Below are 19,395 nucleotides of genomic sequence, written 5' to 3' on the forward strand. Positions count from 1 at the left end.
GCCCGAGGACAAAAAGCTAGGCCGCGACGTCGCCGCCCTCGGCTTCATCATTGGCCGCCGTCAGATCCACGGCAGGCTTGCGTGCCACCACCAGAATGCCGGTAATCGGCGCCCCGCGATCGAACCGCAGCACCGCGGTTTCGAAGCGCAGCACCTCAAGCCCGGCGACGACCAGCGCATCGCGCGTCGCCTGAACGCCATGCGCATAGCGCAGGCTGGGCCGCAGAAACAGGGCCTCTTCGCCCTCATGCGCCTCCAGCGAGAAAGCTACCAGCCCGCCCGGGCGCATGGCCGGCATCAGCGCTGAAAGCACCGGCTGCAAAGCCCCGCAATAAATCAGCACATCCGCCGCCGTGACCAGGTCCACATCGGCCCGGCGCGCATTGAGCGTCGCCACCAGTTCGGCCTTGGCAAGACTGTCATAAATTCCCTTGCGCGCGGTCTCGGCAATCATCGCTGCGGAAATGTCCACCCCCTCGATATGCCCGACCTTTCCCCGCAGCCGCTCGCCCATCAGCCCGGTGCCACAGCCCAGATCCAGCGCCCGCTCAAAGCTGGAAAGCCCCAGCCGCGCCATTTCCTCGGCCACCAGCGCATCGAGCAGGTCCGGCACGCGATAGCCCAGTCTGCCCACCAGCGATTCTTCGAACTGCGGCGCATATTGGTCAAACAGCGCCTCGACATAGCCGACCGCCGTCCCCTCGCCCGCCGGGCCGGCGTCATGCGCAGCCAGCTTGAGCCGCGCGCCGAACACGCCGGCATCGTCCAGCGCCTCCAGCCGACGCCAGGCCGCTATGGCCTTTGCAACATTGCCCGACTTCTCGTGAAAAATGCCTGCCAGATCCCACCCGGCGGCCCAGTCCGGCACCATTTCCAGCGCCTGATCCATCAGTTCAGCCGCCGCCGCGCAGTCACCCTGCTCGTCCAGCATGCGGGCATAATCCGCGCGCCGGTCGGCGATCACATCGCCGGAAGAAAAGAACGCCTTGGTCAAGACGAAATGCTTTCGAGAAAACCGGCCCCATCTGGCGCGGCGCGCGGGATTTGCCGCAAAGCGCGGCCAAAGGCAAGCGATTTGACACCGGATGCGTGCCGGCCCTGGTCTGCTGTGACCAAATGTTCACTTTCCAATCGCCACGACTCGACTAGAATAGCGTCCAACCAATGGTGATCGACCCCAGTCGCCCTTGCCAATTGGTGGCGGCGCAGCGTGCGCCAGCCTGTCCGGCCATCATCCAGATGCCGGATATTTTTGAGACCAAACCGTTGATTTCCTGACAGAACCTGCCGTTCTGCCGGGCGTTTTCGCTTGGCCACACGGCATATTGATGCCTCCCGAATTTCAGGCTAGGCTTCGCACCATCGAATATTGCGGCCGACTGATCTGAAGACGCGAATTCCATTCGCAATTGCTGACGTCATCTTCCGATATTTCGATATCAACTAGGTTCTGGCCGGGTGCACGGCCGGGACCGCACCAGCAGCGAATGCACGAGGGAACGCGCAACATGGCAACTGGCACCGTTAAATGGTTCAACGGCCAAAAAGGTTATGGCTTCATTCAGCCCGATGAAGGCGGGGCGGACGTCTTTGTCCATATTTCCGCTGTTCAGCGCTCGGGCCTGAATGGCCTGGATGAAGGCCAGAAGGTGAGCTACGAGATCGTCAAGGACAAGCGGACCGGCAAATCCGCCGCCGACAATCTGACGCCCTCCTGATCCTCGGATCAGGGACGGAATTGGGGCGCGTCCGAAACCGGGCGCGCCCTTTTTTTGTCTATGACCCTTCCGGGGCCACCCGGACCAACCGCCCATTGCCCGCATCGGTAATCAGGTAAAGCGCACCATCCGGCCCAGCTTTCACATCCCGAATGCGCCCCAGCACACCGTCGAACAGCCGCTCCTCGTCCACCACGGCATCGCCATCCATGTCGAGGCGCACCAATACGGTCCCGCTCAATCCACCGAGCAGCAGATCGCCTTCCCACTCCGGGAACAGCGACCCTTCATAGAAGTCCAGCCCCGATGGCGAAATCGAAGGGTCCCAGTAATGCAATGGCTGCTCCAGCCCCGGCTGCGTCTCGCCCACGCCGATCGGGCTGCCGTCATAATTGGTGCCATAGGCGATTTCCGGCCAGCCATAATTCTTGCCGGCCTCGACCAGATTGACCTCGTCACCCCCACGCGCACCATGCTCGACAGCGAACAGCGCACCATCGCTCTCGCGCAGCGTCGCGCCCTGCGGATTGCGGTGCCCGATGCTCCAGAATTCCGGCGCCCAGCCATCAATCTGCGGGTTATCCTCAGGCACCGACCCGTCCGGGGCGATGCGCACCACCCCGCCGGCCAGGTCTGCCGGGTCTTGCGCACGGTTTTCACTGCCACGCTCGCCCAGCGTCACAAACAGGTTCCCGTCATTGCCAACAACGATGCGCGAACCGAAATGCCGCGTCGAGCCGTCGAAATTATTCATCCGGAAGATCACGGTCTGGTCGACCAGACGGCCGCTATTGCCTTCCAGCTCCAGCCGCGCCGACATCACCGCCGTACCGGTGCCGCCCTCGCCCGGCTCGGCATAGCTGAGAAAAAGCTGTCCGGTTTCGGCGAAATCAGGGGCCAGCGTCACGTCGAGCAATCCGCCCTGCCCGCGCGCCACCACCTCGGGCACGCCCGCAATGGGTTCACCAGCCACCCCATCGGCAATCACCCGCAACCGCCCCGGCCGCTCGGTCACCAGAAAGCGCCCATCGGGCAGCACGGACAGCGCCCAGGGATGTTCGAGCCCGTCGGCAATCGTTGTGGCCGTCAGCGTCCCGGCGCTGCTCTGGCTGGTTTCCTGCGCCATCACCGGCACTCCGGCGACCACGCTGGCCAGCACTACGCCTAAGAGAAGTCTGATCCGGTCCCGCATAAACGATCTCCTTGCATCAAAATTGATTGGTCCGCGCCCGAAGGCATCACTGCCTTGGACACGGCGCACTGCCCCAAATGCACCAGGCCGGCTTTCTTTGGTCACAGCCCTTGCCAGCTTGTGCACACGCACTATCTGCTTGGAGCACACTGGCTTGACCGGAACGCGGCGGTTGGGCAAGCTGGTGTGATCTCCCACTTAAACTTGTCGTGAAGCATTGGCCGAACGGAGTTTGGCAGGGGGAGACCATGCCGGGTGGCCACAACGCCCCGGGCAGGGCCAACATCAATTGATAGCCTGTCGCGGACCGGGAATCCGGTCACGCGGCGGCATTTGTTATGCCGAGCCGATTGGAGGCAGCACGATTATGGACAAGGTTCCGATGACGGTTCAGGGCCACAAGGCCCTTTCTGCTGAGTTCGAGCACCGCACCAGCAATGAACGCCGTCGTATCATCGACGCCATTGCTGAAGCCCGCGCCCACGGCGATCTGTCTGAAAACGCAGAATATTCTGCTGCCAAGGAGCAGCAGAGCCTCAATGAAGGCCGCATCAAGGAGCTCGAGACGCTCCTGGCGCTGGCCGACATCATCGATGTCACCAAGCTGAGCGGCGCCACCGTCAAGTTCGGCGCGACGGTCACCTTCATTGACGAGGACACCGAGGAAGAAAAGACCTATCAGGTCGTGGGCGATCCCGAGGCCGACGCCTCGGCCGGACGCATCTCGATTTCCTCGCCCCTCTCCCGCGCCATGATTGGCAAGGAAGAGGGCGATTCGTTCGAGGTTGCCGCCCCGGGCGGCTCTAAGAGCTATGAGATCGTCAAGATCCGCTATATCTAGCGCCTAAACTTTAGGCACCAGCCGAAATTCCTGTGTCTTTCCTGTCCACTCCCGCGGGCATCTCGCCTGCGGGAGTGAGTTTGCCTTGAAACCATCTGCCTTCGCCTCTTAAGTAAGGGCGAGGGAGTTTTCCTGACCTATTGGAGAGGCGTCGCGATGCACGCGAAAGTCATCATCATTGGCTCCGGCCCGGCCGGCTATTCTGCCGCGATCTATGCGGCCCGTGCCATGCTCGAACCCGTGATGATCCAGGGCCTGCAACCAGGCGGCCAGCTCACCATCACCACCGATGTAGAGAATTATCCCGGCTTTGCCGATGTCATCCAGGGCCCCTGGCTGATGGACCAGATGAAGGCGCAGGCCGAACATGTCGGCACTCGCATGGTCAATGACATCATCACCTCCGTCGACCTGGACAAGCGTCCCTTTGTGCTGCACGGCGATAGTGGCGACACCTATACCGCCGATAGCCTGATCATTGCCACAGGCGCCCAGGCCAAATGGCTCGGCCTGCCCTCCGAACAGCAGTTCCAGGGCTTTGGCGTCTCCGCCTGCGCCACCTGCGATGGCTTTTTCTATCGCGGCAAGCAGGTGCTGGTCGTCGGCGGCGGCAATACCGCCGTTGAAGAGGCCTTGTTCCTCACCAATTTCGCCGAAAAGGTCATCGTCGTGCATCGCCGCGACGAATTCCGCGCCGAACGCATCCTGCAGGACCGCCTGTTCAAGAACCCCAAGATCGAAGTGCGCTGGAACACCGAGGTCGCCGAAGTCGGTGGCACGCCCATGCCTCCCTCGGTCAATGCGGTCACCCTGCGCAACACCACCACCGGCGAAACCTATGAACAGCCGATTGATGGTGTCTTTGTCGCCATCGGCCACGCCCCCGCCACCGCTATTTTCGCCGGCAAGCTCGATATGAAGCCCGGCGGCTATCTGCAGGTAAAGCCAGGCACCACCGAAACCAATGTGCCCGGCGTCTTTGCCGCGGGCGATGTCACCGACGATGTCTATCGCCAGGCCGTCACCGCCGCCGGCATGGGCTGCATGGCTGCGCTCGATGCCGAGCGGTACCTGGCGGCGCATGAACTGGCCGAGGCAGCGGAATAGTGGTGCAAACCTCGCGCATAAGTCACGCTGCTGTCACAATTTTTGCGCCTCCCTCGCCGCTGGTGAGGGTCGCGGTCCGACCTGGCTGAGAACACACAAAAGAAAGCGTCGCCAACATGCTCGACTGGGACAAGCTACGGATTTTCCACACCGCCGCCGAGTCGGGCAGTTTCACCCATGCCGCCGAAAAGCTGGGCATGAGCCAGTCGGCCGTCAGCCGGCAGATTTCCGCGCTTGAAGACGACCTGGGCCTCAAGCTGTTCATCCGCCACGCCCGCGGTCTGGTGCTCACCGAAGTGGGCGAGCAACTTTTCCGCACCGCCCATCGCATGCATTGGGAATTGCAGCAGGTCGAAACCCAGATGTCCGAAAGCCAGGACGTCCCCACCGGCCCGCTGATCGTCACCACCACCGTGGGTATCGGTTCCACCTGGCTCTCCTCGCGGCTCGACGAATTCCTAAAACTCTATCCGCTGATCCAGCTCGAAATCCGCCTCAATGACGCCGAACTGGATCTGGCCATGCGCGAGGCCGACGTGGCCATCCGCCTGCACCGCCCCAACCAGTCCGAGATGATCCAGCGCAAGCTGTTCACGGTGCACAATCACTTCTACGCCGCCAACACCTATATCGACGAACACGGCATGCCGCATAAGTCCGAGGATCTGGATGACCACCGGATCATCAGCTTCGGTGAGCCGGTGCCCTCCTATCTGGGCGATATCAACTATCTCGAGCGCATGGGTCGCGCCGATTCAAGCCCGCGCCGCGCCGCGCTGCGCGTCAATGCCATTTACGGCATGATGCAGGCCTGCCGCGCCGGCATCGGCATCGCCATGCTACCCGACTATGTCACGGAAAAGGAAGATGGCCTGGTCCAGATCCTGCCCGAGATCGAATTGCCGGCCTATGAGGCCTATTTCGTCTATCCGCCGGCTCTCAAGAACTCCAAGCGCGTCGGCGTCTTCCGCGACTTCCTGGTGTCCAAGGCCCGCGAGTGGTCGTTCTAGACCAACGTCAATCCCGGGCGCGGGGGACACCACACCCTCATTCCCTCCCCATCAAGGGGGAGGCGCAGGACCGAGCCGCCACTGTTCATCGCCTCCCTCCCCCCTGTGGGGAGGGTAGCGTCGCTAGACCCAAAGGGTCGTAGCAGAGCTGGGTGGGGGTACTCACTCCGAAAGCCTTTCGAGGACTGCCCATGCCCCGCATCACCACCATCGCCCTCGATGCCGATGACACTCTCTGGCAGAATGAGCAGTTCTTCCGCCTGACCGAGCAGCGCTTTGCCGATCTGCTGCGCGACTACACCGACGCGCCGGACCTCACCGAGCGCCTCATTTCGGCAACCGCCCGCAACCTGCAATTCTACGGCTTCGGCGCCAAGAGCTTCACGCTCTCCATGCTCGAAACGGCGCTTGAAATCACCGAGCACCGCGTTCCCGGCACCGTCATTGCCGAAATCCTCGCCGCTGGCCGCGAGCTTCTCGATTACCCGCTCGAAACCCTGCCCTATGTCGATGCGGCCCTTGAGCACCTGCAGCACAAATATCGCCTGATCCTGATCACCAAGGGCGATCTGCTCGACCAGGAGCGCAAGCTCGCCGCATCCGGTCTCGCCGAATACTTCGCGGCTGTCGAAGTGGTCTCCGACAAGACCGAGCCGGTCTATCGCCGCATATTCGAGCGCCACACTGAAGGTGCCCAACACACCATCATGGCCGGCAATTCGCTCAAATCCGACATTCTGCCCGCTTTGGCGGCCGGCGCTTTCGCCGCCTATGTCCCGCATGACCTGACCTGGTCCTACGAGCACGCTGACGAGCCCGCCAATGAGCCGCGCTACGCCCGCATCGGCCATCTGGGCGAACTGCAACAGGCCATCAACCGCTTCGAATCCAGCGAAACCAGCCGCCGGGAATCGTAAGTCCAGGCCCCTGCCGGCTCGATTCTACGCCTAAAAAAAGTTCAGCAGCTGCTCCAAATTCCGGCATGGCGCCCGAATTTCAGTCTGAAAATCACGCTCCCGGCCGCGACAGGCGGCCGCACCCCCGCCCCCGACCGTTGATTTTATTGGCTTTTTTCCAACCTTATGCAAGATTTGCATGGCTGGCATAACCATTGGTGGATTGGCGCGCCGCGCCGGCACCCCTATATGCCCAGTCATCACAGCGGGTGTTTCTCCTCCCTCCCTTGCGCCCGCTGCGTTCCCTCCTGACAGGTTCCTGACCTGTCCTCCTTAGGGCCCTGCTCTCCCCTCGAGCGGGGCCTTTCTTTTTTGTTCTGATGCATATCGATCCCTCGCAAAAACGCATGGCTGACATGTCAGTTTCGGGATTGTCTATCAGATCAGTAGAGTTCATATAGGAGCCATCGCTGAGGCGCGCTCCGATCTCCTCCTCCCTTCGGACCCCGCATCGCGATACCGGACTAAGGATCATTTCCTCCTCCCTTGATCCAAGGTCCATGGCAGAGCGGCATACTCCTCCTCCCTTGCTCTCTGCCCCACTTTCGATTTGGCTTCGGCCCTATCATCAGGCCCCGTCTTCGGATGGGGCCTTTTTTTCTGCACCCACGCAACCTGTCACCAAGCTGTCAATCTGCCTATTTGTTGGACAGATTGTCGCTGTGCCTAATGCATGGCTGTTATGTCACCAAATGCATTGCTGACCAAAAGGTCAAAACCTATATTGGCTTTGTCGCTGGTGAAGCCGCTCCGTATCCTCCTCCCTCGGACCCGCTTCTTGCGACACCGGATCGAAACCGCATCCTCCTCCCGCGGCGACGGTCCACCGGTCTGGTGCAAATCCTCCTCCCTTGCATCCGGGCCATCACTTGCGATTTGGCTTCGGCCCTATCATCAGGCTCCAACTTCGGTTGGAGCCTCTTTTTTGCGCCATTGCTCCGTCCGGCCAGCCATCCATCTCCATGCGAATCTGCATGGCAGCACTTCCGATTGTGCGTTTGTGCCGCAGCCGCCCATATCGGATATTGCGATCAACGGCGGGCTTCGTGGTGAACCCGCCTCCTCCAAGGTCAGCGGCTCCGGCCAAAGACCGAACGGCCCCGCCCATCCCCTCGGGCGGGGCCTTTTTGTTCCGCAGGACCTTCGAGCCAACGGCACTTCCTGCCCGGCACATTTTTCCCCTGACACCCACAGTTCCAAAAAGTCCATTGAAAACAATGGCCTTTCTCCGGCACGCCATTTGCAACCCCGCACCCGAAGACCGGGAGACAGCCATGGTTGCCATCACCTCGACATCCGCCTACGCCGCCTATCAGGGCTATGGCACGGCCAATAGCACTGTGAGCACCGCCAAGGCGGCGACGGCGACAACGTCAATCGGCGCTGCCAATCCCGCGGCCACCGATGTCACCCTCTCCGATGCCGCCCGGGCCGCCTTGGCAGAACGCGATCTGGCGACCGTTCTGGTCGACGCGCGCAGCAAGCTAACCCGATTGCTCGAAGACGCCGGCCGCACCAGCCCGCTCAGCGGAGGCCAACTGGCCCTGGACCTGTCCAGTCTCGACCAGCGCGAACTCTACGCCATGTCCAGCGATGACAGCTTCACCGCCGATGAGCGGGAGGCTGCGAGCCTGGAAATGCAGCGCCGCTTCGAGGCTGCACTGGCCGGCCCTGCTGCTATCACCAACGTCACCGGCGACTTCACCGGTCTCTACAAGGCCGCCGCGGCCTATCTGGATTCCCTGGGGACCGAAGAGCGCGCCAGCGCCGACTGGCAGGCCGGCCGCGCTGCCGTCACCGAGGGCTTGAAACAACTCAAGGACAACCCAGCCGAACTGCCGGATGCCGGTCCCAGCGACCCGGTGGCGCTCTACCGGGTCCTGAGCGAGGCCGGCGACACCGCCGAGCCGCCCTCAATGACAGACCTGGCCAGCAATGCCCGTACCACGCTCGACAAGATGTATGCCGAGGCCGTGGCCAATGGGCGCGTGCCCACCTTCAATCGCGCCACCACCGTCGGCACCTATATCGACATTTCCGGCTTCTCCAGCCGCGCCCTGTCAGCAATGGTGCTCGATAGCGAAGGCAATTTCACCGGAGAGGAAGTCCGGGCGGCCCAGTCGGTGCTGCAGGCCAAGAGCGGCGCCACCCTGCTCGCCGGCTTCCAGTCCGCCAACAAGTCGGGCGACCCCACCGCCTTCAGCCAGAACATCATCTCCGCCTATTCCTCTCTCAGCCCCGAAGAGCGCCAGGCCGTGGGTTGGTCCGACCAGCTCTACCAGGCCGCCATGGAAAGCTATGCAAGCACCTCCAAGCTGATGGAAATGTTCGGCCAGGCCACCAGCGGCAGTGCCGGCGGCGACAGTCTCGCGGCCCTGTTAGGCGGTCAGTAAGATCAATCCGGCAGTTCGGGACCGCTCAACGGATCCCCGCACAGAACCCCTGGATGCGCTTCACCGCCTCTTCCAGCTCCGCATTGCTCGCCGCATAGCTGAGCCGGAAGTGCCCCGGCAGGCCGAACGCCGTGCCATGCACCAGCGCCACCCCGGTTTCCTCCAGCAGCGCCATGACGAAATCCTCGTCGGTCACCAGCTTCGCGCCGCCCGCACTGGTCTTGCCCAGCAGCCTCTGGCACGACGGAAACACATAGAACGCCCCCTCCGGCGTCAGGCAGTCGAGCCCGGTATTGGCATTGAGCCCGGCCACCACCATGTCGCGCCGAGCCTGGAATACGTCGCGCCATTCGGCCAGAAATCCCTGTGGCCCGTTCAGCGCTTCCACTGCCGCCCATTGCGAGATCGAGCTGGCATTGGTGGTCGACTGGCTCTGCAGCTTGGTCATTGCCGCCAGCAAGGGCTTCGGTCCCGTGCAATAGCCGATGCGCCAACCGGTCATGGCGTGCGACTTGCTCACCCCGTTCATCGTCAGGGTCCTGGCCTGCAATTCCGGCTCCACCTGGGCGATGGTGGCGAAGGTCTTGCCGTCATAGACCAGCACTTCATAGATGTCGTCGGTCAGGATGTGCACATGCGGATGCCGCATCAGCACAGCCGCCAGCCCCTTCAATTCCTCGGCCGAATAGGCCGCCCCCGTCGGATTGGACGGCGTATTGAGGATCAGCCACTTGGTCTTTTCCGAAATCGCCGCTTCCAGCGCTTCGGGCGTCAGCTTGAACCCCGTCGAGGCATCGGCCACGGCGAACACCGGCTCGGCGCCGCATAGCCGCACGATTTCGGGATAGCTCACCCAATAGGGCACCGGCACCACCACCTCGTCGCCCGGATTGAGCGTCGCCATCAGCGCATTGAAGATGATCTGCTTGCCGCCCGAACCGACGAAGCAATCCGCTGCCGTGACGTCCAGCCCGTTGTCGCGGCGGAACTTGGCTGCCACCGCTTCCTTGAGCTCGGCAATGCCATCCACATTGGTATAGCGCGTCTTGCCCTCGTCCATCGCGCGCTTGGCCGCCTCGCGCACATGTTCGGGCGTGTTGAAGTCCGGCTCACCGGCCGACAGCGCGATGATATCCTTGCCCTCGGCCGCCATCACCCGCGCCTTCTGGCTGATCGCCACGGTCGCGGACGGCGCCACGCGCCCCAAAGCCTCGGACAGAAAACCCATCATCGCCTCCCTTGCTGGACGGCAATGGGTTTAGTGCAAGCCCCAGGGCGCGAAAAGCCCTATGCTGCCTATTTGCTAGATGCCGAGCCCTGGGGTGCTGCGCAGCACCACGCCCTGCACACGCCAGCCCTCGTCGCGCTCATCGGCAAGCTGATAGACCGCTTCCCAGACCCGGCCATCGGCATCGATAAGCTCGACCTCCTGCAGCACTACGCCGGGAGAAAGTTCGCGGAAGGTCCCGAAGCTGTGCGAGCGTGATTCTCCGATCGGACCATAGCCCGACCGCGCCACGTCTTCGGCAAAGCGCTGCGGATTGCTTTGATAACTGGCACGAAAGGCCGCCCCGGCGAAGGACAGCGCCGTTTCGCCATCGGCACTGCGCAGCGCCTCGATCTGGCCGGTCACGCTGTCGCGCCAGGGTTGCTCCATCGCATCCTGCGCCGTGCCCGGCATCATCAGAAAAACACTCAAGACAAGAACCCAGAGAACACGCATCGTCTCTCTCCCATTTCGGACAGGCCCAGCCCGCCACAGTTCTGCCCTCAAATGGTCCCGAGCCGACCCCCATTGGTTCATAGTCGAACCGCTTTTCGGTGCTTTTCTGTCAGCATCGGAAGCGAGGACAAGACGTCGATCCCATGCACATATCTACGTCCCCCAGGCGCAAAAGTTTCAGGCTCGTGGCTGTTTTTGGCGCCATTGGCACCGCCCTGAGCGCAGCGGCACTGATGATTGGTGTCACCCCCGCCCAGGCGGCCAGTTTCGCCGCCCAGCCGGATACCCAGATTGCGGTGTTCATGGTGCCGCTCACGCTTTTGGTCCTGGCCCTGCTTTTCGAGGTTGCGCGCTTTGCCTGGCGCGCGCCCCTGCCGGTTCAAGCCCCTGCCCGCCCAAGACGTCGACCCGATTGGTCGGCCGCGGACAAAGGCGCGACGAGCCCCTGACAATGTTTCCCCCTGACGACCAACTGGCTGGCCCTACGCCGGCCATTTTTTTTGACTTTCGGCCTATTGCCGAGCGCCCGGGGCAGGTTCAAACTCATGGTCTCTCACAGGAGGACTGACCTATGCATGTCGATACCATCCTGCAGACCAAGGGCGTCGTGGTCCACACCCTGCCCAAGACCGGCACGTTGGCCGACGCCGTCACCCTGCTCAACACCCATAATATCGGCGCCGTCGTCATCACCGACGACAAGCAGCACATTGTCGGCATTCTTTCCGAACGTGATATCGTCCGCCAGCTTGGCAAGAACCCGACCGGTGCCCTCAAGCTTTCCATTGCCGATTGCATGACCAAGGGCGTTGTTACCGCCGAGCGCACCACCACCATCGACGATGTCATGGAGTCCATGACCAAGCGGCGCATCCGCCACATGCCGATTGCCGAGAACGGCAAGCTGGTGGGCATTATTTCCATCGGCGATGTGGTCAAGCTCAAGATCGCCGAAGTCGAGCATGAGGCCGAAGCTCTGCGCGAATATATCTCGAGCTGAGATCAGGGCGACAGCCGCATCAGCCCGGCCGCCGTCGGCCCAAAGCCGCACGCGCGGTAAAACCCCTCCAGATGCGGCTCGAAGTCCACATGCAACCATGTGGCGCCGCGCTCCCGCGCCAGCTCTGCGGCGCGCCGCACCAGCTCGCTCGCAGTGCCGCGCCGCCGATAGGCCGCATCGACTGCCGTATCGAGAATGAAGGCATGCACCCCGCCATCCCAGGCGATGTTGACAAAGCCGATCATCCGGTCCCCGTCCATGGCTCCCAGATGAGCCAGGCTTCGGCCAAGAACCTGGCCATAATTGGCTGGCTGCGGCCCGCCCCAGGCACGGCGCCAGAAATCATCCAGCGCCCCCGCATCCGGAAACGGATTGGTGACATACTCAATCAAGCCAGCCCCTCCACCTTACCAACCTCTCCAACTCTTCATCCATCCGCAAGGTCGTGAAGAGATGGCCCTCCCTATGGTCTCACCTGTGCCGGTTACCGGCGATATCCCATGCAAAGGATGAACGACCATGAAGACGTTTTCCACCACCGCCATCGTGGCCCTGATGACCACCGCCATCGGTCTGGGCGCTATTGCCCCCGCGGCGGCCCAGGCTACCACCGCACCGGCCGCCCCCCAGTCCCAGCCCGCAGAGCCCCTCGCAGGCGCTGAACGCGGCTTCCGCAACGGCCCGGGCATGCGCCAGGGCGGCGGTGCAGGTGGCCTGCTCAACATCGAGCGCGGCGCCGAAGCCATCGAGATTGCCATTGTGCGCCTCAGCCACGCCATCGAGCTGACCGATGAGCAGACCGTCCTGCTCGAAGCGCTCAAGACCGATGCACTGGCCGCCGCGGCAACCTTCGAAGCCGCAACCGACGGCCTGCGCCCGAACCCGCCGGCCGAAGGCGAAACCGCCGAGCGCCCGGACATTTCCGAGCGTTTCAACAACCGTATCGCCATGGAGACGGCCCGCCTTGATGCTCTCGAAGCCGTGCAGCCCGCCTTCACCGCTTTTTTCGATAGCCTGACCGACGAACAGAAGGCCGACCTTGTCCCCCAGCGCGGCGACCGCATGGCCGGCATGGGCAAGCAGCACGGCGGCCCTGGCCAGCATGGCGGCCAGCGCCCCATGGGGCCGGGCAACCGCTAAGGCCGGCCGGACACCAGACCTCCAGACCCGAGCTGCCGCGCTCCTTCGTCGGCAGGTCGCCCCAGCGGTGTCTGCCTCTCGCCCCCAGACCTTGGCAGGCGCCGCCGACCCCGGCTCTCAACAGCCGGGGTTTGCTTTTGCCGACGGCTCGATTACCAGTGTGATCGTAATCTGTTGCGGGCAAACCATGACCATTCTTCCTCTCGACCCGGCGCGCATTCGCGCCCTGTTCCCGGCCTTTGCCGAGCCGAGCCTCAACGGCCAGGCCTTTTTCGAGAATGCGGGGGGATCCTACACCGCCCAGGCGACGCTCGACATTCTGGACCACTATTACCGCGCCACCAAGGTGCAGCCTTATGGTGTCTATGCCGCCTCCGAGGCCGCCGGTCAGGCCATGGACCGCGCCTATGAACGTCTCGCCCAGGCCCTCAATGTTTCCACCGACTGGATCCATATTGGCCCCTCAAGCTCCGCTAATACCTATGTGCTGGGCAAGGCCTTCGCCGATTGGCTGAAGCCCGGTGACGCCATCATCGTCACCAATCAGGACCACGAGGCCAATACCGGCAATTGGCGCCGCCTGGCCGAGCGCGGCATCGAAGTGCGCGAATGGCAGGTCGATATAGAAACCGCCCGCCTCTCGCTCGATAGCCTCGACGCCCTGCTCGACGACAAGGTCAGGCTCGTCGCGGCGCCGCATTGCTCAAACATTGTCGGGGACATCAACCCGGTAGCCGAGATTGCCGCCCGGGCCCATGCCGTTGGCGCCGTCGTGGCTATAGACGGCGTCAGCTACGCGCCTCATGGCCTGCCCGATCTTGCTGAGCTGGGCGCCGACATCTATTTCTTTTCCGCCTACAAGACCTATGGCCCGCACCAGGGCGTCATGGCCATCCGGCCCGACCTGGCCCGCGCTCTCCCCAATCAGGGGCATTTCTTCAACGACACCAAGCTGCGCTACCGCCTGACCCCGGCCGGCCCCGACCACGCCCAGATCGCCGCCACTGCCGGCATTGTCGACTATCTCGAACAAATCGCCGCGCTGGCGCCCGCCTCGATCGAGGGCGCCGAGCCATTCCGCCGCGCCCATGCCGCCATGCGCGCCCAGGAAGTGGCGCTGGCCGCCCCCCTGCTCGACTATCTGCGCAGCCGCAATGACCTCCGCCTCATCGGACCCGCCGACGCCACCACCCGCGCGCCCACCATTGCCGTGCTGGCAAAAGAACCGGGCATCGACATCGCCCGACGCCTCGCCCGCCACGGCGTCATGGCCTCGGGCGGCAATTTCTACGCCGTGCGCCTCCTCGAAGCATTGGGCATCGACCCGCACAATCACGGCGTCCTCCGCCTCTCTTTCGTGCACTACACGACCCCTGACGAAATCCAGCAACTCATCACAGCGCTCGACGCCGAATTGTAAAATCCGATGCGCCTCCCTTCCCTTCTCCCCTTGTGGGAGAAGGTGCCCGAAGGGCGGATGAGGGGTACTTTCTAGAAAATTCGAGTTACCCCCAATGTCCCGTCCCCTCGCCTCCCTCCTGCTTCTGCTCTGCACCATGTTCTGGGGCTTTGCCTTCATCGCGCAGAAATCCGCGATGGACGCCATGGGGCCGCTGACCTTTGCCGGCGTCCGCTTTCTCATCGGCGGCCTGCTCATCCTGCCGCTGGCCCTGCATGAACTGCGGCGCAAGGCCGTCAGGCTCACTGGTACCCACTGGTTCTTCATCATGGCCATGAGCACGGTGTTCTTCCTCGGCTCATGGATGCAGCAGGTTGGCCTGCTCACCACCACCGCCACCAATGGCGGCTTCCTCACCGGCCTCTACGTCTTCTTTGTGCCGCTGCTCGGCTTCGCACTGTTCAGGATGCGCCCCCACCCGATCGTCTTTGCCGGCGTGCCACTGGCTCTGGTCGGCATCTATTTCCTCAATGGCGGGGGCCTCGACAGTTTCAACTTCGGCGACTGGATCATCATCGGCAGTGCCGTGTTCTGGGCCCTGCATGTGCTGCTGCTCGGCCATGTCGCAAAAATGACTGGCCTGCCCATCTTTGTGTCTTCGGTAAGCTTCCTGTTCGCCGGGATCGCGGCCAGCGCCATTGCCCTGCCGACCGAAGCCCCGACCCTGGCAGCCATTTCTGCCGGCTGGGTAGAAATCGCCTATGCCGCAGTTCTCTCCACGGCTGTCGGCTTCACCCTGCAGGCTGTCGGCCAGCAGCACGTGCCGGCGGCCAACGCCGCCATTATCCTCTCGGCAGAAAGCCTGTTCGCGGCCCTGGGGGCCGCCGTGGTGCTGGGCGAGCGCCTGCCGCTGATCGGTTACGCCGGCGCGACGCTGATCTTTGCGGCCATCCTGCTCGTCGAAGCCATTCCGCCGCTCTGGGCCCGCCGCAAGGTGCATGTGCCGCGAACCGTGAACTAGCGGTCCTTACCCGCCATAACGGAACATTTGGTAGCTCCTGCAAATCACCAGCGCCACGCAGCCCGTCAGCGTGATCTGGTCGGCACTGACCTGGGTGATTGTGCCGGCCGCGCTCTGCCCGTAAATGTGCAGTTCGCCCTTCCACTCGCCCGGCCGGGTCTGCACCGCATGGTCGATCAGCAAGGTGTTAAGATAGGGCAGGTTTTCCGCGCTGTCTGCGCCATTGCCCAGCCAGATCAGCTCGGCGCAAAGCTGGGTGCCGTCGCCACACAGGCTCACGTCATAGCGCGAATCCCGCGTTTCGATTTCCCACACCCCGACCGGCGAGGCAAAGGCCGGCGCCACCGCCACCAGCCCGGACATCAGGGCCAGGACCGCCCGCATCACGGCGTGTGCCGGTACATCTGATAGGTCTTGCAGACCACCAGGAAGGCACAGCCGGACAGCGTCATATGGTTCTCGCTATGCTGGGTGATCGTCCCGCTCATCCGGTGACCGAACAGATGCAACGTCCCTTTCCATTTTCCCGGTCCGGTGGGCGCCAGCGCCTGCGCCATGGGCCGATTGAGATAGGGCTTGTACTGATCGTTGTAGTCGGCGTCGGACAGCCAGACCAACTCGCCACAAAGCTGCGTGCCGTCACCGCACAGGTCCAGCGCAAACCGGGTGTCGCGCGTTTCCAGCTCCCACACGCCGGCGGGCGAGGCCACTGCCGGCATGGCCGCCGCACAGGACAAAACAAGGGCGGCGATCAAACGGGAAAATCTCGGCATGGTAATCCTCTGCAAGTTCTGTGCTTTCAAATCTTGTCTCCACCACCTGAACCCAAGCTGAACAAGCCGGGGCAAGACAATAAATCAGGCACTGCAATAGTGTCGTCACTGCCCTGTCATCTTGGCTTAATAGGGTCCGCCTATCCCGGCTCCCCCCATTGGCCAGGATTGCCGGCCCCGCGTCCCCAACGCCGCGCCGGCATCGGAGGGCCCGGACCGCCAACCCCCGGCCTTCCCGACCGACAAGATCGGTCCTGGCCGCCTCAGGGCGGCCTTTTTTTGTGGACCGCGCCGCATTTTGCCTCGCACCTGGCTCGTCCCTGCGCCACAACAAAAGCCCCGTTTCAGGCGCGACCATGGCCAAGCTCTATTTTTCCTATGCGGCAATGAATGCCGGCAAGTCCACCTTGCTGCTGCAGGCAGCCCATAACTACCGCGAGAGCGGCATGCGCGTCCTGTTGTTCACCTGCGCGGCCTATGCCGGCGGAAAACCCGGCATTATCAGCTCGCGACTGGGGATTTCCGAACCCGCAGAACTCTACGACGACGACGTCGATCTATATGTGCGCATCCACGATTATGCCCTCGAATCCAAGGTCGACTGCGTTTTCCTCGACGAGGTACAATGCCTGACCCACGAGCATGTCTGGCAATTGGCGCGTGTCGCGGATCGCCTGGACATCCCGGTCATGTGCTATGGCCTGCGTACAGACTTTCTGGGCCGTCCCTTCCCGGGTTCCGTGGAACTGCTGGCCATCGCCGATACGCTTCGCGAGATTCGGACAATCTGCTGGTGCGGGTCAAAAGCCACCATGGTGGTTCGGCGAGATGCCAATGGACGTGTACAAACCGACGGCAATACCATTGCCCCGGAGAAGGCCGACTACGTCTCGCTTTGCCGCAAGCACTGGGAAGAGGCCTTTGGCCGCTGGCCTGTGAAAGGCCCAGAACAAGGACGATAGACATGCAGTCCGACGCAACTGAACCCACCGGCGCTCTCATCATCCGTACCCTGGCCATGCCGGCCGATACCAATCCGGCCGGCGACATTTTTGGTGGCTGGGTAATGAGCCAGATGGATATTGCCGGCGCCATCGCCGCCGTCGAACGGGTCAAGGGTCGCGTGGTCACCGTGGCGGTGGAAGCCATGACCTTCATTGCCCCGGTCAAGGTCGGCGACGTGCTCTGCGTTTATGCCGATATCGAACGCATCGGCAATACCTCGATCACGGTGGGCCTTGAGGCCTGGGTGCGCCGCAACCGGCTCGACGAGCGCACCAAGGTCACCGAGGCACGCTTCGTCTATGTCTCCCTGGACGAAAACGGCCAGAAGCGCCCGATCCCGCCGCAGTAACCCGGCCCAACCCCGTTCAGACTGCGTTCAGACAGCATTTGCATTACTCACCCCGGCGCAGCGACCCGGCCCGGGACTATTCACCATTCGAATGCTCTCCCCGACAAGGCCGGAACTCTTTGCGCTAAGACTTCGTTTCTGAAGTCATAAACAAATGGCGCGATCGCCGAAGTGCGTCGCCCCGGATGTCCGGGGCCGGAAAGATCGAGCCGGAGGGAGCATATCATGCATCGTCAGACCCGCAGAAATCTTCTGAATCTGGCCACCGGCATCGCCGTGGCCGCCGCTGCCGTGGTGGTCTTCCTGCCCGCAGCACAAGCCGCGCCCGGCACCGCCACCAGCAATGTCAATGTGCGCTCTGGTCCAGGCACCGGCTATGCCGTGGTCGACACCTTGCGCCGCGGCGAACAGGTTGATGTGCAGCGCTGCCAGTCGTCCTGGTGCTATGTGGTCAAGCCCGGTCCCGATGGTTGGGTCTCGGCAAACTATCTCAGCGCCGGCGGCCGCCCGGTCAATCCGTCCAATCCCGGCATATCCTTCGGTTTCACCATTGGTGGCCCCGATGGCCCGCAGATCAGCATTGGCGTGGGCAATGGCAACAATCCTCAGCCCCGTCCCCCGCGCCCGCCAGTCATCCAGCCCGTCTATGACGAAGTCTGCTTCTATGACCGCACCCGCTTCCGTGGTGACAGCTTCTGCATGGAAGAAGGCGAATCCGTCCGGGATCTGCGCGACTGGACCGACCGCATCTCCTCCTTTGACAATCCGGCCGGCCTGACCGTTCAGGTTTGTTCGCAGGAGAACTTCCGCTTCTGCCGCACCTACACCACCGGCGCCTCGTCGCTGGGAGACTACGACGACTACATCGCCTCGGTTCGCGTCCGCTAGGACCACTCGTCTGGTGTTTTTCGCGCCGCCCGGAAACTGGGCGACGCTTTGCTTTGCAACATCTGCCAAGGCAGGTTAACCTCCTGCCGCACACACAGATGGAAACCGCCATGCGCTCGCTTTTCGCCCTCGCACTCGCCCTCGCCGTCTCGCTTCTCCCCAGCCTTCCTGCATTTGCCGCCACTGCCTCGGGCAGCCATGGCTGGAGCCGTACCGCTCTGATCCTGCGCGCCGGCCCGGGGGATGCCTACGCCATCACCGGCGAGATTGCCGGCGAACAGGCCATCAAGATCCTCCGCTGCCAGAAGCTCTGGTGCAATGTCGACGGCCCCGGTGGCCGCGGCTGGACCGGCAAGGCCGCTATCGACTTCGGCAAGGATCCGCACTGGCCGATCCTGGACCCCGACAATAACTGGCCCGACCTGGCCGGTGGCGAAATGTGCTTCTTCGAAGGCACGCATTACACGGGCCGCTCGTTCTGCGCCGATTCTGGCGACGTCTTCCAGGATCTGGCCACCTGGGGCTGGGACAACGCCATTTCCTCGATCCAGGTGACGACACCAACCAGCGCCGCCATCTGCCGCGACCGCTTCTTCCAGTCCTATTGCGAACGCATCGCCGAGAGCCAGCCCGTGCTTCACCTATATCTGCGCGACAATCTCTCCTCAATCCGCATGTACTGACCATCGGGCCCCTTCGGCGCCTCAGACCGAATGAGTTCCTCCCGCAGATTGCGGGCGGAACACGGTACAAGTACACACCGCATTGTCCGGGCCCGTTCAGGTTCAGCGCATGGTATCGCCTGGAATCCGGGCGTCCCGCCCTTGCTGCCTAAACGCCGCATTCAGCGCCGGTTCAGCGCGAATAGCGCCTAATCCCC

The 19,395-nt window shown here is 62.9% G+C and carries 22 protein-coding genes; 15 read left to right on the forward strand and 7 right to left on the reverse strand.

Translation table 11 applies throughout. From position 1 onward, the window contains the following. Nucleotides 1-16 precede the first annotated feature (16 nt). Entirely contained in the window at nucleotides 17-994 is a 978-nt protein-coding gene (locus DDE76_RS17100) for a class I SAM-dependent methyltransferase (RefSeq protein WP_245892034.1), read from the reverse strand. Nucleotides 995-1,508: 514 nt separating this feature from the next. On the opposite strand from DDE76_RS17100, the gene DDE76_RS17110 reads away from it, so the two are divergent. Then, the gene (locus DDE76_RS17110; RefSeq protein WP_104893687.1) at nucleotides 1,509-1,718 is read left to right on the forward strand and encodes a cold-shock protein; all 210 of its coding nucleotides are present in this window, start codon (nucleotides 1,509-1,511) and stop codon (nucleotides 1,716-1,718) included. A 58-nt stretch (nucleotides 1,719-1,776) separates the two neighbouring features. Here the strand turns inward: DDE76_RS17110 and DDE76_RS17115 are convergent, their stop codons facing one another. Then, on the reverse strand, nucleotides 1,777-2,910 hold the full coding sequence (locus DDE76_RS17115; RefSeq protein WP_104893686.1) for a PQQ-dependent sugar dehydrogenase: 1,134 nt from the start codon (nucleotides 2,908-2,910) through the stop codon (nucleotides 1,777-1,779). A gap of 367 nt (nucleotides 2,911-3,277) precedes the next feature. Between DDE76_RS17115 and greA the strand changes: the two genes are divergently transcribed. The 5 genes from greA (at nucleotide 3,278) to DDE76_RS17145 (ending at nucleotide 9,217) form a co-directional block, all read left to right on the forward strand. Further along, nucleotides 3,278-3,751, forward strand: a complete 474-nt coding sequence (gene greA / locus DDE76_RS17120; RefSeq protein WP_104893685.1) for a transcription elongation factor GreA — start codon at nucleotides 3,278-3,280, stop codon at nucleotides 3,749-3,751. Between the two features lie 156 nt (nucleotides 3,752-3,907). Next, nucleotides 3,908-4,858: a thioredoxin-disulfide reductase gene (trxB, locus tag DDE76_RS17125; RefSeq protein WP_104893684.1), complete on the forward strand. Its 951-nt coding sequence runs from the start codon at nucleotides 3,908-3,910 to the stop codon at nucleotides 4,856-4,858. A 116-nt stretch (nucleotides 4,859-4,974) separates the two neighbouring features. Continuing rightward, nucleotides 4,975-5,868 (forward strand): LysR family transcriptional regulator, encoded by an 894-nt coding sequence (locus DDE76_RS17130; RefSeq protein ID WP_104893683.1) that lies wholly within the window; start codon nucleotides 4,975-4,977, stop codon nucleotides 5,866-5,868. A gap of 191 nt (nucleotides 5,869-6,059) precedes the next feature. Beyond that, nucleotides 6,060-6,785, forward strand: a complete 726-nt coding sequence (locus DDE76_RS17135) for an HAD family hydrolase (RefSeq protein ID WP_104893682.1) — start codon at nucleotides 6,060-6,062, stop codon at nucleotides 6,783-6,785. A 1,313-nt stretch (nucleotides 6,786-8,098) separates the two neighbouring features. Then, the gene (locus DDE76_RS17145) at nucleotides 8,099-9,217 is read left to right on the forward strand and encodes a hypothetical protein (protein WP_157955871.1); all 1,119 of its coding nucleotides are present in this window, start codon (nucleotides 8,099-8,101) and stop codon (nucleotides 9,215-9,217) included. 25 nt (nucleotides 9,218-9,242) lie between these two features. Here the strand turns inward: DDE76_RS17145 and DDE76_RS17150 are convergent, their stop codons facing one another. Continuing rightward, nucleotides 9,243-10,445: a pyridoxal phosphate-dependent aminotransferase gene (locus DDE76_RS17150; RefSeq protein WP_104894957.1), complete on the reverse strand. Its 1,203-nt coding sequence runs from the start codon at nucleotides 10,443-10,445 to the stop codon at nucleotides 9,243-9,245. Nucleotides 10,446-10,520: 75 nt separating this feature from the next. Beyond that, nucleotides 10,521-10,940: a DUF4864 domain-containing protein gene (locus DDE76_RS17155; RefSeq protein WP_157955872.1), complete on the reverse strand. Its 420-nt coding sequence runs from the start codon at nucleotides 10,938-10,940 to the stop codon at nucleotides 10,521-10,523. Between the two features lie 185 nt (nucleotides 10,941-11,125). Between DDE76_RS17155 and DDE76_RS17160 the strand changes: the two genes are divergently transcribed. Beyond that, the gene (locus DDE76_RS17160) at nucleotides 11,126-11,389 is read left to right on the forward strand and encodes a hypothetical protein (protein ID WP_104893678.1); all 264 of its coding nucleotides are present in this window, start codon (nucleotides 11,126-11,128) and stop codon (nucleotides 11,387-11,389) included. 122 nt (nucleotides 11,390-11,511) lie between these two features. After that, on the forward strand, nucleotides 11,512-11,940 hold the full coding sequence (locus DDE76_RS17165; protein ID WP_104893677.1) for a CBS domain-containing protein: 429 nt from the start codon (nucleotides 11,512-11,514) through the stop codon (nucleotides 11,938-11,940). 2 nt (nucleotides 11,941-11,942) lie between these two features. Here DDE76_RS17165 and DDE76_RS17170 read toward each other — a convergent pair whose 3' ends face one another. Continuing rightward, on the reverse strand, nucleotides 11,943-12,332 hold the full coding sequence (locus DDE76_RS17170) for a GNAT family N-acetyltransferase (RefSeq protein ID WP_104893676.1): 390 nt from the start codon (nucleotides 12,330-12,332) through the stop codon (nucleotides 11,943-11,945). A 127-nt stretch (nucleotides 12,333-12,459) separates the two neighbouring features. Between DDE76_RS17170 and DDE76_RS17175 the strand changes: the two genes are divergently transcribed. The 3 genes from DDE76_RS17175 (at nucleotide 12,460) to DDE76_RS17185 (ending at nucleotide 15,500) form a co-directional block, all read left to right on the forward strand. Beyond that, nucleotides 12,460-13,080 carry a Spy/CpxP family protein refolding chaperone gene (locus tag DDE76_RS17175; RefSeq protein ID WP_104893675.1) on the forward strand — a complete coding sequence of 207 codons (621 nt, stop codon included), beginning with the start codon at nucleotides 12,460-12,462 and terminating at the stop codon, nucleotides 13,078-13,080. 187 nt (nucleotides 13,081-13,267) lie between these two features. After that, nucleotides 13,268-14,500: an aminotransferase class V-fold PLP-dependent enzyme gene (locus tag DDE76_RS17180; protein ID WP_104893674.1), complete on the forward strand. Its 1,233-nt coding sequence runs from the start codon at nucleotides 13,268-13,270 to the stop codon at nucleotides 14,498-14,500. Between the two features lie 94 nt (nucleotides 14,501-14,594). Continuing rightward, the gene (locus DDE76_RS17185) at nucleotides 14,595-15,500 is read left to right on the forward strand and encodes a DMT family transporter (protein ID WP_104893673.1); all 906 of its coding nucleotides are present in this window, start codon (nucleotides 14,595-14,597) and stop codon (nucleotides 15,498-15,500) included. 6 nt (nucleotides 15,501-15,506) lie between these two features. On the opposite strand, the gene DDE76_RS17190 is transcribed toward DDE76_RS17185, so the two are convergent. Together DDE76_RS17190 and DDE76_RS17195 are read right to left on the reverse strand one after the other, a co-directional pair. After that, entirely contained in the window at nucleotides 15,507-15,887 is a 381-nt protein-coding gene (locus tag DDE76_RS17190; RefSeq protein ID WP_157955873.1) for a DUF2147 domain-containing protein, read from the reverse strand. Further along, nucleotides 15,884-16,273, reverse strand: coding sequence for a DUF2147 domain-containing protein (locus tag DDE76_RS17195; protein WP_108463712.1), 390 nt, complete (start codon nucleotides 16,271-16,273; stop codon nucleotides 15,884-15,886). The genes DDE76_RS17190 and DDE76_RS17195 overlap by 4 nt, the downstream gene beginning before the upstream one ends. A 356-nt stretch (nucleotides 16,274-16,629) precedes the next feature. Between DDE76_RS17195 and DDE76_RS17200 the strand changes: the two genes are divergently transcribed. The 4 genes from DDE76_RS17200 (at nucleotide 16,630) to DDE76_RS17215 (ending at nucleotide 19,198) form a co-directional block, all read left to right on the forward strand. Next, nucleotides 16,630-17,235, forward strand: a complete 606-nt coding sequence (locus DDE76_RS17200) for a thymidine kinase (RefSeq protein WP_104893670.1) — start codon at nucleotides 16,630-16,632, stop codon at nucleotides 17,233-17,235. Between the two features lie 2 nt (nucleotides 17,236-17,237). Continuing rightward, the gene (locus DDE76_RS17205; RefSeq protein ID WP_104893669.1) at nucleotides 17,238-17,627 is read left to right on the forward strand and encodes an acyl-CoA thioesterase; all 390 of its coding nucleotides are present in this window, start codon (nucleotides 17,238-17,240) and stop codon (nucleotides 17,625-17,627) included. A 225-nt stretch (nucleotides 17,628-17,852) separates the two neighbouring features. Further along, the gene (locus DDE76_RS17210) at nucleotides 17,853-18,515 is read left to right on the forward strand and encodes an SH3 domain-containing protein (RefSeq protein WP_104893668.1); all 663 of its coding nucleotides are present in this window, start codon (nucleotides 17,853-17,855) and stop codon (nucleotides 18,513-18,515) included. A 110-nt stretch (nucleotides 18,516-18,625) separates the two neighbouring features. Then, the gene (locus DDE76_RS17215; protein ID WP_157955874.1) at nucleotides 18,626-19,198 is read left to right on the forward strand and encodes a peptidase inhibitor family I36 protein; all 573 of its coding nucleotides are present in this window, start codon (nucleotides 18,626-18,628) and stop codon (nucleotides 19,196-19,198) included. The last annotated feature ends 197 nt before the right edge of the window (nucleotides 19,199-19,395 follow it).

It is taken from the genome of Devosia indica, from assembly GCF_003056405.1.
GTDB lineage: Bacteria > Pseudomonadota > Alphaproteobacteria > Rhizobiales > Devosiaceae > Devosia > Devosia indica.